The 18,069-nt window shown below is 63.8% G+C and carries 21 protein-coding genes; 14 read left to right on the top strand and 7 right to left on the bottom strand.

What is annotated here, in order from left to right:
- Positions 1–38: 38 nt before the first annotated feature.
- Together ATY02_RS24415 and ATY02_RS24410 are read right to left on the bottom strand one after the other, a co-directional pair.
- Positions 39–374, bottom strand: a complete 336-nt coding sequence (locus tag ATY02_RS24415; protein WP_068582329.1) for a DUF6388 family protein — start codon at positions 372–374, stop codon at positions 39–41.
- Positions 375–435: 61 nt separating this feature from the next.
- Complete coding sequence (locus ATY02_RS24410) at positions 436–891, bottom strand: RDD family protein (RefSeq protein ID WP_068582330.1); 456 nt, start codon at positions 889–891, stop codon at positions 436–438.
- Positions 892–1,257: 366 nt separating this feature from the next.
- On the opposite strand from ATY02_RS24410, the gene ATY02_RS24405 reads away from it, so the two are divergent.
- Positions 1,258–2,010, top strand: coding sequence for an outer membrane beta-barrel protein (locus ATY02_RS24405; protein ID WP_068582333.1), 753 nt, complete (start codon positions 1,258–1,260; stop codon positions 2,008–2,010).
- A 65-nt stretch (positions 2,011–2,075) separates the two neighbouring features.
- On the opposite strand, the gene ATY02_RS24400 is transcribed toward ATY02_RS24405, so the two are convergent.
- Entirely contained in the window at positions 2,076–2,981 is a 906-nt protein-coding gene (locus ATY02_RS24400) for a LysR family transcriptional regulator (protein ID WP_068582338.1), read from the bottom strand.
- Positions 2,982–3,104: 123 nt separating this feature from the next.
- On the opposite strand from ATY02_RS24400, the gene ATY02_RS24395 reads away from it, so the two are divergent.
- The 8 genes from ATY02_RS24395 to ATY02_RS24360 all read left to right on the top strand — a co-directional run bounded on the left by ATY02_RS24395 (position 3,105) and on the right by ATY02_RS24360 (position 10,673).
- Positions 3,105–4,253, top strand: coding sequence for a muconate cycloisomerase family protein (locus tag ATY02_RS24395; protein WP_164487373.1), 1,149 nt, complete (start codon positions 3,105–3,107; stop codon positions 4,251–4,253).
- Positions 4,254–4,263: 10 nt separating this feature from the next.
- Positions 4,264–4,554 (top strand): muconolactone Delta-isomerase, encoded by a 291-nt coding sequence (gene catC, locus ATY02_RS24390; RefSeq protein ID WP_068582344.1) that lies wholly within the window; start codon positions 4,264–4,266, stop codon positions 4,552–4,554.
- A 51-nt stretch (positions 4,555–4,605) separates the two neighbouring features.
- Entirely contained in the window at positions 4,606–5,535 is a 930-nt protein-coding gene (gene catA, locus ATY02_RS24385; protein WP_068582347.1) for a catechol 1,2-dioxygenase, read from the top strand.
- A 135-nt stretch (positions 5,536–5,670) separates the two neighbouring features.
- Entirely contained in the window at positions 5,671–6,627 is a 957-nt protein-coding gene (locus ATY02_RS24380; protein ID WP_068582493.1) for an AraC family transcriptional regulator, read from the top strand.
- Positions 6,628–6,868: 241 nt separating this feature from the next.
- Complete coding sequence (gene benA, locus ATY02_RS24375; RefSeq protein WP_068582350.1) at positions 6,869–8,233, top strand: benzoate 1,2-dioxygenase large subunit; 1,365 nt, start codon at positions 6,869–6,871, stop codon at positions 8,231–8,233.
- Positions 8,230–8,718: a benzoate 1,2-dioxygenase small subunit gene (gene benB / locus ATY02_RS24370; RefSeq protein WP_068582353.1), complete on the top strand. Its 489-nt coding sequence runs from the start codon at positions 8,230–8,232 to the stop codon at positions 8,716–8,718. The genes benA and benB overlap by 4 nt, the downstream gene beginning before the upstream one ends.
- A gap of 10 nt (positions 8,719–8,728) precedes the next feature.
- Positions 8,729–9,742 carry a benzoate 1,2-dioxygenase electron transfer component BenC gene (gene benC, locus ATY02_RS24365; protein ID WP_068582354.1) on the top strand — a complete coding sequence of 338 codons (1,014 nt, stop codon included), beginning with the start codon at positions 8,729–8,731 and terminating at the stop codon, positions 9,740–9,742.
- A 157-nt stretch (positions 9,743–9,899) separates the two neighbouring features.
- Positions 9,900–10,673: a 1,6-dihydroxycyclohexa-2,4-diene-1-carboxylate dehydrogenase gene (locus ATY02_RS24360; protein WP_068582357.1), complete on the top strand. Its 774-nt coding sequence runs from the start codon at positions 9,900–9,902 to the stop codon at positions 10,671–10,673.
- Positions 10,674–10,773: 100 nt separating this feature from the next.
- Here the strand turns inward: ATY02_RS24360 and ATY02_RS24355 are convergent, their stop codons facing one another.
- Positions 10,774–11,805: a hypothetical protein gene (locus ATY02_RS24355; protein ID WP_068582359.1), complete on the bottom strand. Its 1,032-nt coding sequence runs from the start codon at positions 11,803–11,805 to the stop codon at positions 10,774–10,776.
- Positions 11,806–12,101: 296 nt separating this feature from the next.
- Between ATY02_RS24355 and ATY02_RS24350 the strand changes: the two genes are divergently transcribed.
- Positions 12,102–12,422, top strand: a complete 321-nt coding sequence (locus ATY02_RS24350; RefSeq protein WP_068582361.1) for a hypothetical protein — start codon at positions 12,102–12,104, stop codon at positions 12,420–12,422.
- Positions 12,423–12,473: 51 nt separating this feature from the next.
- On the opposite strand, the gene ATY02_RS24345 is transcribed toward ATY02_RS24350, so the two are convergent.
- The 3 genes from ATY02_RS24345 to ATY02_RS24335 are packed head-to-tail and all read right to left on the bottom strand — an operon-like array spanning position 12,474 to position 15,121.
- Complete coding sequence (locus ATY02_RS24345) at positions 12,474–13,019, bottom strand: hypothetical protein (RefSeq protein ID WP_068582364.1); 546 nt, start codon at positions 13,017–13,019, stop codon at positions 12,474–12,476.
- A gap of 60 nt (positions 13,020–13,079) precedes the next feature.
- Positions 13,080–14,462: an ATP-binding protein gene (locus tag ATY02_RS24340; RefSeq protein ID WP_068582367.1), complete on the bottom strand. Its 1,383-nt coding sequence runs from the start codon at positions 14,460–14,462 to the stop codon at positions 13,080–13,082.
- Positions 14,459–15,121: a response regulator gene (locus tag ATY02_RS24335; RefSeq protein ID WP_068582370.1), complete on the bottom strand. Its 663-nt coding sequence runs from the start codon at positions 15,119–15,121 to the stop codon at positions 14,459–14,461. The genes ATY02_RS24340 and ATY02_RS24335 overlap by 4 nt, the downstream gene beginning before the upstream one ends.
- A 181-nt stretch (positions 15,122–15,302) precedes the next feature.
- Here ATY02_RS24335 and ATY02_RS24330 point away from each other — a divergent pair, with 181 nt between their 5' ends.
- The 4 genes from ATY02_RS24330 to ATY02_RS24315 are packed head-to-tail and all read left to right on the top strand — an operon-like array spanning position 15,303 to position 18,061.
- Positions 15,303–15,569, top strand: a complete 267-nt coding sequence (locus ATY02_RS24330) for a PepSY domain-containing protein (protein ID WP_068582373.1) — start codon at positions 15,303–15,305, stop codon at positions 15,567–15,569.
- Positions 15,569–16,114: a cytochrome b/b6 domain-containing protein gene (locus ATY02_RS24325; RefSeq protein WP_068582376.1), complete on the top strand. Its 546-nt coding sequence runs from the start codon at positions 15,569–15,571 to the stop codon at positions 16,112–16,114. The genes ATY02_RS24330 and ATY02_RS24325 overlap by 1 nt, the downstream gene beginning before the upstream one ends.
- 43 nt (positions 16,115–16,157) lie before the next feature.
- Positions 16,158–17,450, top strand: coding sequence for a sialidase family protein (locus tag ATY02_RS24320; protein WP_068582378.1), 1,293 nt, complete (start codon positions 16,158–16,160; stop codon positions 17,448–17,450).
- Positions 17,450–18,061 carry a hypothetical protein gene (locus tag ATY02_RS24315; protein ID WP_068582381.1) on the top strand — a complete coding sequence of 204 codons (612 nt, stop codon included), beginning with the start codon at positions 17,450–17,452 and terminating at the stop codon, positions 18,059–18,061. Before ATY02_RS24320 ends, ATY02_RS24315 begins: the two co-directional genes overlap by 1 nt.
- Positions 18,062–18,069: the final 8 nt, after the last annotated feature.

Below are 18,069 nucleotides of genomic sequence, written 5' to 3'. Positions count from 1 at the left end.
GCGGTTCTCCTGTACCGGGACAGCGGGGGCGATGCGGTTCAAGGCCGTGGGTCGAGGTGATGCAGGGCGCAATATTCGCCCCATGGCATGCCGGCCATTTGCGCCACCTCCTTGTGTACTTCAAGGCGCTGGGCCTGGAATTCCTCCGGGCTGGCGGCGGTCAGTTGCAGGCTCAGTTCCCAGGCGAACAACCCCAGGCGCTCGGCTTCGGCCTCGAAGGCTTCGTGCAGGCGCTCGGCGCGGTATTGCGCCGGGGTTTCGCCCCGGGCCCGGGCTTCCAGCGGGTTGAGGTTGTCCAGTTGTTCGCGCAACTCGGGGCGCTGCTCGAGGAACTTGCCCAAGGCCTGTTCATGCGGGTATTGATCGATTGCCATGAATACTCCCGGAAAGAGCGCCACGCCAAGGCGCGCGATTGAGTTCGTTACGGCCAGATGCTCAGGGCAGGCCCGTCTGGGCGGCGATCAAGCCACGGAGCCGCACCAGGTCCTTGCGCGGGATGACATAGGTCCGCGCCAGCCGGTCGCCGATGCGCTGGCCGCGGCTGGACTCGCAGCAAATCAGCAGGGTCGCGGGACTGATGGCGGCTTCGAACGGTCGGGTCGCTGAGCGGATCAGTACCTGCAACAGCGAGGGCGGCTGGCCGATGCCATTGATCACTTGCAGGCCGCAAAGGACCTTGCCGGCGGTGTAGCCACGCAACAGATATTCGCTGAGGGGAAAATACAGGCACCAGGTGGCCAACAGACACCAGGTGGAGAATTGCTCCAGATCCGGGTATTGGAGGTGTTCGGCCAGTCGGCACAGGGCGAACCACAGCAGCAGTACCAGCATGCCGTCGGCGAGGTAGGCCAGAATGCGCCGGATGATCAGGCCGGCTCTCGATACTTCCATGCATTGCCCCAAGACTACGCTCTGTATTGAACGGCCTATTGTACGACCTAAAGTCTCCCCAGGTAGCGTAATGCTGTTCACTTAAGCGAGGGAGCCTCCTGTAGGAGCAGCCGGTCGACGCTCGATTGCTCGCGATGCTCGTTAACGCTAGCGCATGTTTACGGGATAAACCCAGCGTTCTGAAGTCCATCGCGGGCAAGCCTCGCTCCTGCCATTTCCTTGACTGATCGGCATTACTCCAGGGAGTGAGGCGCTAGCTATAGCGATGTGAAAAAAGCGTGAAAAATAAATAGAACCTTTTGCTTTGGGTTTCCCTCGAAAAGGCTCCTGCAGCATTTGCCTTTATCAAACAGGGAGATTCACACGATGTCTAAGGTATTCGCAACCCTTCTGGCCAGCACTTCTGCCGCCACCTTGCTGGCACTTTCCAGCAATGCCATGGCCGCACCGGACACCGGGCCGATCTCCACCCTGGGGATTCTCGGCAGCTACAACGACTTCAAGCTCGAAGGCGGTAGTAAGAGTGACAAGGAACACCTGGGCGAGGGTGGCGTGTTCTACAACTTCGGCAACAAGATGACCGCCGAGTCGGGCCTGATCTACCAGGCCGGGATCGAAGCCAAGTTCGGCAAGAAGAACGACAACAAGCTCAAGGAAGGCCAGGCCGACCTCGACCTGGGCTGGCGCGCCGCCCTGGACGCGCGCAACTTCGTCGATGTGCTGGTGGGCGGTGGCTACACCTGGACCCGCTACGAGCCGGACACCGGCGACTACGACATGAAACTTACCAACAAGTCACCCTTCGCCAAGGCGGCCCTGGGCTATAACCACCAGTTCGACGACGTGACCATGCGCGTGGAGTTGGGGGCCCGTCATACCATCAATGGCCGGGCACGCTTGAAGGTGGATGATGTCGGCAGCGACACCGTGGACCTGAAGAACCGCACCAACCCCTATGCCGAAGTCAATTTCCTGATGAACCAGAACGGTTCGTTGCCGGTAATGGCCGGGGTCTACTACACCCACACCGAGTACAAGTTGGACGAGGATACCCCTGTGGCCGACAACACCAAGCTCAAGCGTGACGAGTACGGCTTCAAGGTCGGCCTGGCGTTCTAGGGCGCTGCCAACCATAGGCACAGAACTGACCGCCGGCCCTGTCGAACGATAGGGCCGGTGTTTTTTCAGGTGTCGACGGCAGGCCGGTCGAGCTCGGCGCGCAGCTGGGCGATCAGGTGCAGGCAGTGGGTGAGGCCCGGCGACGGCTCACCGATCCGGCGGCTGAGGATGATCGGTGAGGTGGCCTCGGTTTCCAGCAGCGGGCAAAAACCGATGTCGTCGCGATGCAGCACCTGTACCGAGGCCGGCACCAGGGTGATGCCGATGCCGGCGCCCACCAGGCCGATGGCGGTCTGCAATTCGTTGGTCCACTGGGCGATCTTCAAGTTCAGGCCCCGGGCATTGAACAGCGCGATCACATGGTCGGCGTAGCTCGGCCGCGGGTTGGCCGGGTACAGCACGAAGGGCTCCTGCGCCAATTGTGCAAGGCTCACGGTTTGCCCCAGCAGTGGATGCCCGGCGGGCAGGGCGGCGACCAAGGGGTCTTCGGTCAATACCTTCTGCATGATGGCCGGGTCGTCGATCGGGATGCGCCCGAAGCCGATATCGATGCGCCCGGCTTTCAAGGCTTCCACTTGCTGCAAGGTGGTCATCTCCGAGAGTCCCAGCTCCAGCTCCAGGGTCTCGTTGTTGCGCAGGCGGCGGATCAGTTGCGGCAGTACGCCGTACAGGGTCGAGGGGGCAAAACCGATGCCCAGCCAGGTCTTGTGCCCCAGGCCGATGCGCCGGGTGTTGTCGCAGACCTTGCCCAACTGCTCCAGTACCCGGTTGGAATGCTCGTAGAAGAAACGTCCGGCGGCGGTCAGGCGCAGCGGTCGGCCACGCTCCAGCAACAGCACCCCCAACTCGTCTTCCAGCTGCTGGATCTGCCGGCTCAGGGGCGGCTGGGCGATGTGCAGGCGTTCGGCGGCACGGGTGAAATTGAGGGTTTCCCCCAGTACCTGGAAATAGCGCAGATGACGCAGTTCCATGATTCCTCCTTGGTGGCTTTGCATACCTTTTAGGTATCAAGCCAGACCAATTCTATATTGGAACCCCAGAAAAAGCCGGGACAGAATCGCTGGCAGAACTTCAAGAACCTGACGGGTATGGACATGCACGCTTCTGCCATTGAATCGATCGAAACGATCATCGTCGATCTGCCGACCATTCGCCCCCACAAGCTGGCCATGCACACCATGCAGAACCAGACCCTGGTGCTGATCCGCCTGCGTTGTGCCGATGGCATCGAAGGCCTGGGGGAATCCACCACCATCGGTGGCCTGGCCTATGGCAACGAAAGCCCGGACAGCATCAAGACCAATATCGACCGCTTCTTCGCACCGCTGCTGATCGGCCAGGATGCCAGCAACATCAACGCTGCCATGCTGCGCCTGGAGCAGAGCATCCGCGGCAACACCTTCGCCAAGTCGGGTATCGAGACCGCGCTGCTCGACGCCCAGGGCAAGCGTCTCGGCCTGCCGGTCAGCGAGTTGCTGGGCGGCCGGGTGCGCGATGCCCTGCCGGTGGCCTGGACCCTGGCCAGTGGCGACACCGCCAGGGACATTGCCGAAGCCGAGAAAATGCTCGACCTGCGCCGTCACCGCATCTTCAAGCTGAAGATCGGCGCCGGTGAAGTGGACCGCGACCTGGCCCACGTGATCGCCATCAAGAAGGCCCTGGGTGAGCGCGCCAGCGTACGGGTCGATGTCAACCAGGCCTGGGACGAAGCGGTGGCGTTGCGCGCCTGTCGCATCCTGGGCGACAACGGTATCGACCTGATCGAGCAGCCCATCTCGCGCAACAACCGCGCCGGCATGGTGCGCCTGAATGCCAGCAGCCCGGCGCCGATCATGGCCGATGAATCCATTGAATGCGTGGAAGACGCCTTCAACCTGGCCCGCGAAGGGGCCGCCTCGGTATTTGCCTTGAAGATCGCCAAGAACGGTGGCCCCCGGGCCGTCCTGCGTACCGCTGCCATCGCAGAAGCAGCGGGTATCGGCCTCTACGGCGGGACCATGCTCGAAGGCGGTATCGGCACCCTGGCCTCCGCCCATGCCTTCCTGACCTTGAACAAGCTGAGTTGGGATACCGAACTGTTCGGGCCGTTGCTGTTGACCGAGGACATCCTCGTCGAACCACCGCAATACCGTGACTTCCACTTGCACCTGTCGACGGCGCCGGGCCTCGGCCTGAGCCTGGACGAACAGCGGCTGGCGTTCTTCCGCCGCGACAAGACCACCCCCGTGCTGCATCACGCCTGAGGAGGGCCCCATGCTATTCCACGTCAAGATGACCGTGAACCTGCCGCTGGACATGAATCCCGAGCGCGCCGCGCAGCTGAAGGCCGACGAGAAAGCCCTGGCCCAGCGCCTGCAGGCCGCGGGCAAGTGGCGCCACTTGTGGCGCATCGCCGGGCTGTACGCCAACTACAGCGTGTTCGATGTCGACAGCGTGCAGGAACTGCACGACACCCTGATGCAACTACCGCTGTATCCGTACATGGCCATCGAAGTCGACGCCATGTGCAGGCATCCTTCTTCCATTCATGAGGATGACCGCTGAGTCCGTGCCAGCCCGTTCACCACTCTAATAAGTACAAGATGAGGATCGATCATGAACGTCAGGATTTCCCACACCGCCAGCGCCCAGAAGTTCCTTGAGGAAGCCAGCGGCCAGTTCACCGAAGGCGGCAACCCACGGGCCAAGGCCCTCATGCACCGCATCCTGCGGGACACGGTGAACATCATCGAAGACCTGCAGGTGACTCCAGAGGAGTTCTGGAAGGCGGTCAACTACCTTAATGTCCTGGGTGCCCGCCAGGAAGCCGGACTGCTGGCTGCTGGCCTGGGCCTGGAGCATTACCTGGACTTGCTGATGGATGCCGCCGATGAGCAGGCCGGCAAGACCGGTGGTACCCCGCGCACCATCGAGGGCCCGTTGTACGTGGCCGGTGCACCCCTGAGCCAGGGCGAAGCACGCCTGGACGACGGGCTCGATCCGGGGGTCGTGCTGTTCATGCAAGGCCAGGTCACCAACACCGCAGGGCAACCCCTGGCCGGCGCCATCGTCGATGTCTGGCACGCCAACACCGGCGGCACCTATTCCTACTTCGACGGCAGCCAGTCGGAATTCAACCTGCGCCGGCGCATCGTCACCGACGCCGAAGGCCGCTATCGCTTTCGCAGCATCGTACCGTCGGGCTACGGCTGCCCGCCGGATGGCCCGACCCAGCAACTGCTGGACCAACTGGGGCGCCATGGCCAGCGCCCGGCGCACATCCACTTCTTCATCAGCGCAGACGATCATCGCCACCTGACCACCCAGATCAACCTGGACGGCGACCAGTACCTGCACGACGATTTCGCCTATGCCACCCGTGACGAGTTGATCGCCCAGATCACCTTCAGCGAAGACCAGGCCCGGGCCAGGGAACTGGGCGTCAGCGGGCGCTTCGCCGAGATCCACTTCGACTTCACCCTGCAGTCTTCGGCCCAACCTGACGAACAGCAGCGTCACGAGCGAGTCCGCGCCCTGGAGGATTGAGCCGCCGACCACGCCTGGCCCGGCCACGGAGCACCGACCCAGGTGCCCGTGGCCTTTGCCGTTATGCCGGGCCTGACGAGCCTGGATTGCGAGCCTGAACGCCGATCCGAGAAGAACCATCAGAGTGAGCCGATCATGCAGATGCCTCTGTTGAGCCAGCGCAGCAGCGTGTTTGTTCAAGCCGATCCTTATGCCGTATCCGGTTACGTCAACCAGCACGTGGGCAGCCATTGCATTCGCCTGCCCCGGGCCGGTCACCCCCAGGCCAGTCTCCAGCACCGGACCCTGGCCAGCCTGGATCTGTGCAGCATCAGCTACGGCGGCAGTGTGCGCGTCACTTCGCCGGCCCTGGAAAGCGTCTACCACCTGCAAGTGCTGCTTCATGGCCAATGCCTGTGGCGCGGTCCAGGCCAGGAGCACTGTTTCGCCCCGGGGGAACTGCTGCTGATCAACCCCGATGATCCGGTGGACCTGACCTATTCCGCCGACTGCGAAAAATTCATCATCAAGATTCCTACCCGCCTGCTGGAGAGCGCCTGCCAGGAGCAGCGTTGGCAGTACCCAAGGCAGGGCGTGCGCTTTCTCCAGCCGCGTTATCGACTGCAGGACCTGGAAGGCTTCGTGCCCTTGCTGAGCCTGTTGTGCCAGGAGGCCGAAGCCCGGCAAACCCTGCCCAAGGTCCAGGCGCATTACGCGCAGATCCTGGCGGGCAAACTGCTGGGGCTGATGCAGACCAACGTGCAGCGTGATGCCCTGGGCGCCTCGGCGGCGACCTTCGAGCGGATTGCCGACTATATCGAGCGCAACCTCAAGCACGACATCGGCTGCGAGGAACTGGCGCAACAGGCGCGCATGAGCCTGCGCTCGCTGTACGGCCTGTTCGAGCGTAACGCCCGCACCACGCCGAAGAGCTACATCCGCCAGCAGAAGCTGCAACGGATACACGCCTGCCTCAGCGACCCGCAAAGCCCGGTGCGCAACGTCACCGAGCTGGCCCTGGATTTCGGCTTCCTGCACCTGGGGCGTTTTGCCCAAAGCTACCGCCAGCAATACGGCGAATTGCCCTCCGATACCCTCAAACGTCGCCACTGAGCCTTTGATGGACCCACCTCTGGGCCCGGCGGCTGTAGCCGCTGCCGAGCCCGCGAGGCTGCGCAAAGGTCCGCAGGACCTTGCCTGGCGATCTTCAGCCGAACCTGCACCAGCCTCAAGGTCGTAGCGGCTCCAGGGCCTTTGCAGAAAACGGATACAGGTCTGCAGCCAGTGGATATTGCCCACGGCAACCGCGTCCTAGCATGACCCTGCCTGAATAAAAACAATGGAGGCGGCTGCCATGTCCCTGCGACCCGAATACCTGCATTCCCTGCTTGAAGAGGACCCCGACCAGGGCGTCTACCGCTGCAAGCGGGAGATGTTCACCGACCCCCGGCTGTTCGACCTGGAGATGCAGCACATCTTCGAAGGCAACTGGCTGTACCTGGCCCACGAGAGCCAGGTCCCCAACCCCAACGACTACTACAGCACCACCATGGGCCGGCAACCGGTGTTCATCGCCCGCAACAAGCACGGTGAGCTCAATGCCTTCCTCAATGCCTGCAGTCATCGCGGCGCCATGCTCTGCCGGCACAAGACCGGCAACAAGGCGTCCTTCACCTGTCCGTTCCACGGCTGGACGTTCAACAACTCCGGCAAGTTGCTCAAGGTCAAGGACCCGGCCGCCGCGGGTTACCCGGCCAGCTTCAACTGCGAAGGCTCCCACGACCTGACCCAGGTCGCGCGCTTCGAGTCCTATCGCGGCTTCCTGTTCGCCAGCCTCAACCCCGACGTGCTGCCCCTGGTCGAACACCTGGGGGAGTCGGCGAAGATCATCGACATGATCGTCGACCAGTCCGCCGATGGCCTGGAAGTGCTGCGCGGCTCCTCCAGCTATATCTATGAAGGCAACTGGAAGCTCACCGCCGAGAACGGCGCCGACGGCTACCACGTCAGCTCGGTGCACTGGAACTACGCCGCCACCCAGAACCAGCGCAAGCAGCGCGAGGCCGGGGAAGATATCCGCACCATGAGTGCCGGCACCTGGGCCAAGCAGGGCGGCGGTTTCTACTCCTTCGACAAAGGCCACATGCTGCTCTGGACCCGCTGGTCCAACCCCGAGGATCGTCCGTTGTACGAGCGCCGCGATGAGCTGGCCCGGGATTTCGGCCAGGCCCGGGCCGACTGGATGATCGAGAACTCGCGCAACCTGTGCCTGTACCCCAACGTCTACCTGATGGACCAGTTCAGCTCGCAGATCCGCATTGCCCGGCCGATCTGCGTGGACCGTACCGAAATCACCATCTACTGCATTGCCCCCAGGGGCGAGAGCGACGAAGCCCGGGCCCGGCGCATCCGCCAGTACGAGGACTTCTTCAATGTCAGCGGCATGGCCACCCCGGACGATCTGGAGGAATTCCGCTCCTGCCAGCAGGGCTACCAGGGCAGCACCACGGCCTGGAACGACATGTCTCGCGGCGCCGAGCATTGGGTCCGGGGCGCGGACGACGCAGCCAAAGAAATCGACCTGCAACCGATTCTCAGCGGCGTGCGCACCGAGGACGAAGGGCTGTTCGTGATGCAGCACAAGTACTGGCAGCAGACCCTGCTGGCGGTCCTTGAGCGTGAGGCGTCGAGGCAGATCGACGTGGAGGTGGTGCAATGACTATTTCCTACGAGGCCGTGCGCGATTTCCTGTACCGCGAAGCCCGCTACCTGGACGACAAGGACTGGGACCGCTGGCTGGAGCTCTACGCCCCGGACGCCACCTTCTGGATGCCGTCCTGGGACGACAGCGACCAGTTGACCGAAGACCCGCAGCGGGAAATCTCGCTGATCTGGTACGGCAACCGCAGCGGCCTGGAAGACCGGGTGTTCCGCATCAAGACCGAGCGCTCCAGCGCCAGCATTCCCGACACCCGCACCTCCCATAACCTGAGCAATATCGAGCTGCTGGAGCAGGGCGCCGGCCAGTGCCAGCTGCGCTTTAACTGGCACACCCTGAGCTTTCGCTACAAGACCGTGGACAGCTACTTCGGCAGCAGCTTCTACACCCTCGACCTGCGAGGGGAGAACCCGCTTATCCAGGCCAAGAAAGTCATCCTGAAGAACGACTACGTTCGCCAGGTCGTCGATATCTACCACCTCTGAGGCGACTGCCATGAGCCATCAAATCGCACTCAATTTCGAAGACGGCGTGACCCGTTTTATCACTGCCTATGCCGGTGAGACCGTGGCCGATGCCGCCTACCGCCAGGGCATCAACATTCCCCTGGACTGCCGCGACGGTGCCTGCGGCACCTGCAAGTGCCTGGCCGAAGCCGGGTGCTACGAGCTGGGGGAGGACTACATCGAAGACGCCCTGAGCGCCGATGAGGCCGAGCAGGGTTTCGTCCTCACCTGCCAGATGCGCGCCCTGGGCGACTGCGTGGTGCGGGTGCCGGCCTCGTCCCAGGTCTGTCGCGCCACGCAGGCCACCTTCCAGGCCAGCATCAGCGCGGTGCGCCAGCTGTCCGACAGCACCATCGCCCTGTCGATCAAGGGCGAGTCCTTGAGCCAGCTGGCGTTCCTGCCGGGGCAGTACGTCAACCTCGGGGTGCCCGGAAGCCAGCAGACCCGGGCCTACTCCTTCAGCTCCCTGCAGCGCGATGGCGAGGTCAGCTTCCTGATCCGCAATGTGCCCGGTGGCCTGATGAGCAGCTTTCTCACCGGGCGGGCATTGGCGGGCGACAGCATGACCCTGGCCGGCCCCTTGGGCAGCTTCTACCTGCGGGACATCCGCCGGCCCTTGCTGTTGCTGGCCGGTGGCACCGGGCTGGCGCCGTTCACCGCGATGCTGGAGAAGATCGCCGAGCAGGGCAGTGAGCACCCTTTGCACCTGATTTATGGGGTGACCCATGATTTCGACCTGGTGGCGCTGGATCGCCTGGAGGACTTTGCCAGGCGCATCCCCCAGTTCAGCTTCAGCACCTGTGTGGCCAATCCCGAGAGCCAGTACCCGCACAAGGGCTACGTGACCCAGCATATCCAGCCGGCGCACCTGAACCAGGGGGATGTGGACGTGTACCTGTGCGGGCCGCCGCCGATGGTCGAGGCGGTGAGCCAGTTCATTCGCGAACAGGGCATTGCCCCGGCGAATTTCTATTATGAGAAATTCGCCGCCAGTGCCGCCTGAAGGGCATTCCGCCGTTGCAGGCGCTGGCTTGCCGGCGAAGGCGCCCACAAGGCTAGCGCTAGGTGCAAGGGCTTCTTCGCCGGCAGTCGGCTCCTACGGATGAAGCGCGTTGCCCAAGCATTGTCCTTGCCATCTTTTCCCCACCCCCGAGGTCTTTATGAACCGCTTCCACAACCAAGTTGCCCTGGTCACCGGCGCCGCCCAGGGCATCGGTCGTCGTGTCGCCGAACGCCTGGCCGAGGAGGGCGCCCGCGTGGTGCTGGTGGATCGCTCGGAGCTGGTCTTCGAACTGGCCGCCGAGCTCAGCCCTCGCTACCCGGTCCTGGCCCTGACCGCCGATCTGGAGCAATACGCCGAATGCAGCCGGATCATGGCCGCCGCCATCGCCCACTTCGGTCGCCTCGATGTGCTGGTCAACAACGTCGGCGGCACGATCTGGGCCAAGCCCTTCGAGCACTACCAGCCGCAGGAGATCGAGGCTGAAGTGCGTCGTTCATTGTTCCCGACCCTGTGGTGCTGCCACGCTGCCTTGCCGCAGATGCTGGAACAGGGGCGTGGCGCCATCGTCAACGTTTCGTCCATCGCCACCCGTAGCCTCAACCGCGTGCCCTACGGCGCGGCCAAGGGCGGGATCAACGCACTCACCGCCTGCCTGGCCTTCGAAACCGCCGGCCGTGGCGTGCGGGTCAACGCCACCGCGCCGGGGGGCACCGAGGCGCCGCCACGACGTATCCCGCGCAATAGCGCCGAGCCGAGCCCCGAGGAGCAGGCCTGGTACCAGCAGATCGTCGAGCAGACCCTCGACAGCAGCCTGATGCACCGCTACGGCAGCATCGATGAACAGGCAGCGGCGATCCTGTTCCTGGCCAGCGATGAAGCCTCCTACATCACTGGCACGGTGCTGCCGGTGGGCGGTGGCGACCTGGGCTGAGTCGGCTGGCTGAACCGCGGGTGTGGTGGCCAGGCTTGACCCGGAGAGCGGCAAGGCCGCCCGGCTGTTGGAGACTGTTCACACCTGGCGGTGAGCGCTACTAAGGCAAGCGCAAACTCGGCAGTGCCGCCTTGCCCTGGGCCGACAGCACCGGTGCCAACTGGTCCCAGGTGAAGCTCAGCTCATTGTCGCAACCGTCACCGTAGGCGGGCGTCGAGAGCTGAAGGCCCTGGGTGTTGAAGCTCAGGTCGTAGCTCGAGTAGCTGCTGACGGCCGGGCAGCCTTCGTCCACGGTGGTCTGTTTCTCCAGCCAGGTGGCAAAGCCGGGCGCCAGTTTCACCTGGCCGGAGTAGGCGTCATGCCACTGCTGGCGTCCGCCTACCCAGGTCCAGGGGTCGACGCGTTCGCCCGTCTTCAGGTTCCAGCTGTGCAGGCCCCAACTGATGCCGTTGCGCCCCATGCCGGCGGACCAGCGATAGAACTTGATGGTGATCCATTGCGACGACCAGTACTGGGGCTCGACGCTGATTTCGCTGGTGTAGCCGGAGCCATTGCGCCCCAGGTACTCGCGGCGCTCGCTGAAGAACTCCTCCTGGCCTTCGGGGCTGATGGCCAGACGTTCCAGCTGCCGGTTGATGTTCTTCAGCGCCGGGGCATCGCCCTCCAGCCTGAGGCTGACCTGGGCGCCCTGGGTCCTGAGCTGATAGCGGTGTCCTTCGAATTCTTTCCTCTGCACCTTGACCGGTAGCGGCGCGGCCTCCAGCGGCGCGTTATAGGCATCGCTGCCACAGCCTTCGGTGCTGGTGCGGGTAAGTAGCAGAGGCAATGGCGTGTCGCTCGGGGCCTTGCTCCAGGTGCCGCTCAGGCGATCGCCCTGGGGCGCGTCGAGCTGCCAATACCCGGTCTGGCCGTCTTCGATCCAGGGCTCGCTGGCCTGTGCCTGGGTCAGCTGGATCGGCGTGGCGAAGCGCTGGTAGTAGTAGCTGGCGTTGCTGTTGGGGGCAGCGTTGAAGCAGGCGGTGATCGCGGATTTTCCCAGGGTGCCCGTCCACACCCCGGCGAGGTCGCTGGGCGTGGCAGCGGCGTAAGCTGAAGCGCCGGTCAGGGCCAGGACGGCCAGGGGTTTGAGCATGGGGACGGACTTCCAGTTGTCGGACAGGGGGGCATCATAACGGATGGGCGGGTACTGATTGTTTTGCTGTCATATCAACCGTTTGGTTCGGCGGCGCAGCATTGGCCGGGAGCGATTCCTGTCGCCTGCTTGATTGATCTTATGAAAGAAAAATAACGCTATTTGTTGGATTGGCGGGTGGTGGGTGGCACAAAATCCACCGCATCAAAGGCCGAGGCTCACCCCTGGGCGGTAGGCGAGAGCGGGTTGCCAATGCAACCCAATGAACGGATAACCCCCAGGCACTCGAGGCCAACATGGACGAAACGCTTCCCCTGTTCCACCACGAACCCTATCTCAAGCACGTGGAGTGTCGTGTCGAGCGGCTTGAGCGCGACGATTCGGGTCAGCCTTTTGCGCTGCTCGACGCAACGGTTTTCTATCCCCAGGGCGCTGGGCAACTGGGCGATCGAGGGGCGCTGCACATCGTCGGCCAGGAGGCAGGTGATGCCCGGCAGGTGCTGGAGGTGATCACCACCCGAAAGAAGGATCGGCAGATCCGCCATTACCTGGGCATCGACGACCAGGCGTTCGAGCGCCTGCAGCAATGCCTGAGCGGAGCAGGCGCCGCTAGGTAGCCCGGGCCGGGACCCGGCCAGCGGCTTGGCAGGAGAACACCCAGGGCGGCGTCAGGCCCCGTCCTGGGCAATGGCATAGGGCAGGTCGATCGGCGGGGCATCCGGCAGCTGGCGCGAGGATTTCACCATCAGGTAACCGACGATCTGCGCCGAGCTCAGCTCGATATGCAGCATCCCGTCATCTCCAAACCACTCGTTGGGCCAGAAGATCAGGTCCGAGGCATTGGCCTCGGGGAAGTTGGTTTCCAACAGGCCCAGGGCGTAGTCCGTATCAGACTCCGTGCCTTCGCACTGGCAGATGAAGTCCGTCACGGCACAGGCCTCATCGAAGCTCAAGTCACCTATGTACTTTTCCTGGTGAAAGGCCGTACGCAGGAAGTTCGCCTCGCTGGTATGGCTGTGCATATCGCGGAACTCGTGAAACTCGAAAGCCCGGCCGGCATAGCCGTTCCATTGCTGGATCAATGCACTGATCTCGGCGTTTTCCCGTTCCTGGTTGTCCCAGATCCTGTCGAGGATCTGCTTGAGCAAATCCTTCATCAGCGCGCGCATCTTTGGCGTCGCTGGTAATGGTTTGAGCCGGTCCGGCATGGCCATGTCTTGCTCCTGTCAGGCATGTTCGCCACCCGCTGCGGGTGGCGCCGCAGGATAGCCGCTTCAGGCGGATGGCTGAAGCGCTGGCTTGAATTGCAACAATGCGCACAGCCCGCCTTCGGGGCGGTTATGCAGTTGCAGGTGACAGCCGATCTTGCCGGCGATCATCTGCACGATAGCCAGTCCCAGCCCGGCCCCCTGGGCGTTGCCCTGGCTGTAGAAGCGCTCCAGCAATCGTTCGCGATGTTGTTCGTCGATGCCGGGGCCGGCGTCCTCGACACTCAGGTGGACACTGCCATCGGCCTGGGGGCGCACGCCGACCCGTACCTCGCTGCCTACGGGGGAGAAGTTCAAGGCGTTGGTCAAAAGGTTCTGCAAGGCTATGGACAGGGCCGCCGGGTCGGTATCTAGCTGGCAGTCCTCGGTGCCTTCGAGCACCAGCTCGACCTCTTTCTCCAGGGCCAGGGGCGCCAGTTCCGCGAGTTCTTCGCGGACCAGCGCGCAGAGGTCGATGCGGCACATGCGTGGGCTGTGCAGGTGGGGCTCGATGCGGGCCATGGTGAGCAGCTGGCTGGCGATGCGGGTGGCTCGGTCCACGCCGCTGACGAGGAAGTCCAGGGCCTCGCGTTGCTGTTGCGGGCTGGCGGCCTGCTGGGCGTTTTGCGCATGGATCCGCAGGATCGCCAGGGGCGTGCGCAACTCATGGGCGGCGTCGGCGATAAAGCGTCGCTCGCGTTCCAGCAGGCTATCGATCTGTGCCAGTAGCTGGTTGAGGGCGGTCTGCATCGGTTCCAAATCCTGGGGCAGGGGGTTGAGCGCCAGGGGCTGGAGGGTCTCGGCGTTGCGCCCGCGAATGGCCTGGGCCATGGCCCGCAGTGGCGCCAGGCCCCAGCCGATGGCCAGCCAGCTCAGCAGGGCCAGCAGCGGCAGGCCGACCAGGGTTGGCCGCAGGGTGTGACGGACGATGCGCTGGATCAGGTCCTGGCGGACATCGTCGCGTTCGCCGACCCAGATCAGCAGGCCCTGCTGTGGGTCGGCCAGGAGAAAGGCGCACCAGTCCCTGCCGTTCTCCAGGAGATCATGGCCCCCCAGGGTGGTGGGCGGAGCGGCCAGTACCGGTGCTTCGGCAGAGCGCACCAGCAACTGGCCATCGTCACGCCAGACCTGGAAGGTCAGGCGGGTTTCATAGGGGTGGGCGGCACCGTCCACGCCGACCCGGCTCATGGCCTGGTCGAAGGCCTGGTACAGGCGTTCCCAATCGGCGTTGCCCGGCTCTTGCGAGCGCAGGACTCCTTGCAGCAAGCGCGCGCTCTGGGCCAGCTGGGCGTCGTAGACCTCTTCGATTTCATGGTGACTGTCACGCAGTACCAGCCAACTGATCAGTACATCCCCCAGCAGCACCAGCACCAGCAGCGGCAGCAGGATTCGCGTGCGCACCGAGTTCATGGCTTGAGCTCCAGCACATATCCGATGCCACGCACGGTGCGGATCAGTTCGGCGCACAACTTTTTGCGCAGGTTGTGGATCAGCACCTCCAGGGTGTTGCTCTCGACCCGGTCCTGCCAGCCATACAGCGCCCGGGACAGGCGCTCGCGGGTCACCACCTTGCCCGGGCGGGCCATCAATTGGTGCAGCAGTTGGTACTCCATGGGCGTCAGCACGATCTCCGTTGCCTGGTAGTGCACCTGCTGGGTCGCCGGGTCCAGGCGAATGCCGGCATGTTCCAGCAGGGGCTGGGCACGACCTTGGCTGCGACGCAGCAGGGCGCGGACCCGGGCCTTCAATTCGTCGACGTCGAAGGGCTTGACCAGGTAGTCGTCGGCGCCCGCGTCCAGCCCGGCGATACGCTCGGCCGTGCCGTCGCGTGCAGTGAGGATCAGCACCGGCAGGTCCTGTTGCGCGGCGCGCAGTTGCTGCAACAATTCCAGGCCATCCAGGCGCGGCAGGCCCAGGTCCAGCAGCAACAGGTCGAAGCTCTCGGTGCGCAGGGCGTGCAGGGCGCTGATGCCATCCTGCAGCCAGTCCAGGGTGTAGCCTTCGGCGCCCAGGGCGGTGCGGATGCCCTGGCCGAGGGCGCGATCATCTTCGACAAGCAGCAGGCGCATGGGCGGTCCTCGGTGGGTTGGCGGGGTTGGGCGGCGGGGTGCAAGTGGCGGCATGATGACGCCCGCCGCGAGGCTGCGTCAGGGCTTTTACCGGGGGAAATGTTACGGCGCGTTGCGGCCTAAGCTTTCATTAAGCTTGGTTTTGCACAGTGGCCACTCCCTGATCCCGGAGCGGTTTTTCATGCGCAAAATCCTGCTGTTGTCCCTGGTTCTCGCCAGCCCCCTGGCCATCGCCGGCCCGCAATGCACCACCGCCGAACGCTCGCAATGGCAAGACCAGAAAGCCTTCCAGGAGCAGCTCAAGGCCCAGGGCTACCAAATCAGCAAGTTCAAGGTCACCGACGGCAACTGCTACGAGATCTATGGCTTCGACAAGGACAAGCGCAAGGTCGAGATCTATCACGATCCGGTCACCGGCAAGGCGGTGAAGACCGAGATCAAGGGCTGATGCCTGCCGCCTCCCAGCGGCTATGGGACCCGTTGGTGCGACTGTTTCACCTGTCTATCGCCGGGGTCTTTGTCGGTAACTACTTCTTCAATGAAGCCGGTGACGACTGGCATGTCTGGCTCGGCTACTACGCCATGGCCTGGCTGCTGTTGCGCACGCTGTGGGGCTTTGTCGGGCCGCGCAGTGCGCGCTGGTCCGACTTCTGGCCGACTCGGACGCGGCTGGCGGGGCATTTGCGCTCGCTGCTGGCCGGGCGCCCCGAGCATCGCCTGGGGCACTCGCCCCTGGGGGCTTTGGTGATGCTGCTGATGCTGCTGGCCCTGGTGCTGATCGGCATCAGCGGTTTCTTGATGCAGGAAGTCGATGCCTTGTGGGGCGCCGATTGGCCCTTGCTGATACACCAGACCAGTGCCGACGTGCTGTTGGGGCTGGTGCTGCTGCACGTGTGTGCGGCGATTTTTGAAAGCTTCCAGGTGCGCGACAACCTGCCGTTGTCGATGCTCACCGGCCGCCGTCGACCCTTGCCGAAATCGACACGGCATTGACGATTTCCCTGGTTTTTAACCTGTCTCTGCAACGGACTCCTGAATGCGTGCGCTGTCCCCTGGCTTGATCTTCATCTGCAGCAGTTTGCTGCTGGCGGCGGTTTTCATCGCCGCGTGGCGCAGCCATCCGCCCCATCAATTGGCGCCGTTCGCTCAGGTCGCCGTGGCCAACCAGGCCGGCGGCAAAGAACTCCCTCGGTACCAGAGCCGTTTCGTCTCCTCGGAACTGGATGACTTCGTGCATTCTTCGTCGGTCACCGCCTTGCCGGGTGGCGACCTGATGGCCGTGTGGTTCGCCGGCTCCCGGGAAGGCGCGGCCGATGTCCAGGTGCGCAGCGCACGCTTTGACGCCAAGAGCGGCGAATGGGGTGCCGAGCAGGTGCTGGCCACCCGCGAATCGACTCGTGCCGGCACCGGGCGCTACATCCGCAAGCTGGGCAATCCGGTGATCGCCCTGGCCCCGGACCAGCGCCTATGGATGTTCTACGTCTCGGTGTCGGTAGGCGGCTGGGCCACCAGTGCGATCAACGCCATGGTGTCCGATGACCTGGGGCGCAACTGGTCGACGCCGCAACAGTTGATCACCTCGCCATTCTTCAATATCAGCACCCTGGTCCGCGCCGCGCCGGTGTTCCATGCCGATGGCGCCATCGGCCTGCCGGTGTACCACGAGTTCATGGGCAAGTTCGCCGAGTACCTGTACCTGAGCCCCGATGGTGCGGTGATCGACAAGTTCCGCATCAGCCGTGGCAAGCACTCCCTGCAACCGACCATCGTGCCACTGGACGAGCAACGTGCCGTGGCGATGTTGCGCTACGCCGGCGACACCCACCACAAGGTCCTGGCCAGTCGTACCGAAGACGCCGGGCAGACCTGGAGCGAGCCCTATCCGCTGCAACCGTCCAACCCCAACTCTTCCCTGGCGGCGATAGGCACCGATGACCAGGGCCTGTTGGTCGCCCTCAACGATTTGCAGGATGGGCGCTTCAGACTCAGCCTGTATGGTACCGACGCCGGTCTCAGTCAGTGGCGGTCCCTGGTGGAACTGGACCAGTCCCCCGATCCCCTGGGCCAGCCGTTTACCCATGAGGCCTACAAGGCAATCATCGGCGAAGGCTTTCGCATTTCCAGCGGTGCCCAGCGCCTGCCCCTGAAACAGCGCTTCTTGAGCAGCCTCGACTACCGGGTGTGCAAGCCCCAGGGCTGCGACTTCGAGTACGAATACCCCTACTTCAGCCGCGGGGCGGATGGCATGTACCACCTGGTCTATTCCTGGAACAACACCTTTATCAAGCACGTCAGCTTCAATGCGGCGTGGCTGGCGGAGCGCCTGTGATGATGTCTCTGTGGCAAGCCCACCTGAGTTTTATCCTCCTGGGCTTCGTGCTGCTCGGCAGCCTGCGCCTGACCGCGTCCTGGCGGCCCTGGCTGCTGCCGCTGCTGGCCCTGGCCAGTGTTATTCCGCTGAACCAGCTACCGCTGGCGGCCTATGTGCGCAGCTTCACCGATGACCTGGCCATCAGCACCCTGGTGCTGCTGGGCTGGGTCAGCCTGCAACGCCTGGGGCTGATGGCGCCCTTGCAAGCCAGGCACCGGGTGCAGGTCCTGCTGCTGTTTATCGGTCTAACCCTGAGCCTGTACCCCGCGACCCTGGGCCTGACCTACCTCGACCCGTACCGTTGGGGCTACAACCCACGACCGATGATTGTGCTGATGGGCCTGGCGGCGCTGGTGCTGCTGTGGCAGCGCAATGCACTTGGGGTACTGATGCTGGCGGTGGGGACCCTGGCTTTCGCCCTGCGTCTGAAGCCCTCGGAAAACTACTGGGACTACCTGATGGACCCTTTGCTGGCAGGCTACTGCCTGATCGTCGGCAGCGGCGGGTTGCTGCTGTGGCTGTGGCGCCGCTTCGCCCATCGCCACCGCGGGCAGTCCCTTGCCGGATAAACCCACAG

This window comes from Pseudomonas sp. BIOMIG1BAC (assembly GCF_001705995.2).
Taxonomy (GTDB): domain Bacteria; phylum Pseudomonadota; class Gammaproteobacteria; order Pseudomonadales; family Pseudomonadaceae; genus Aquipseudomonas; species Aquipseudomonas sessilinigenes.
The sequence above is the reverse complement of the archived record's forward strand: the minus strand, read 5'-3'. Positions and strand labels throughout refer to the sequence as shown.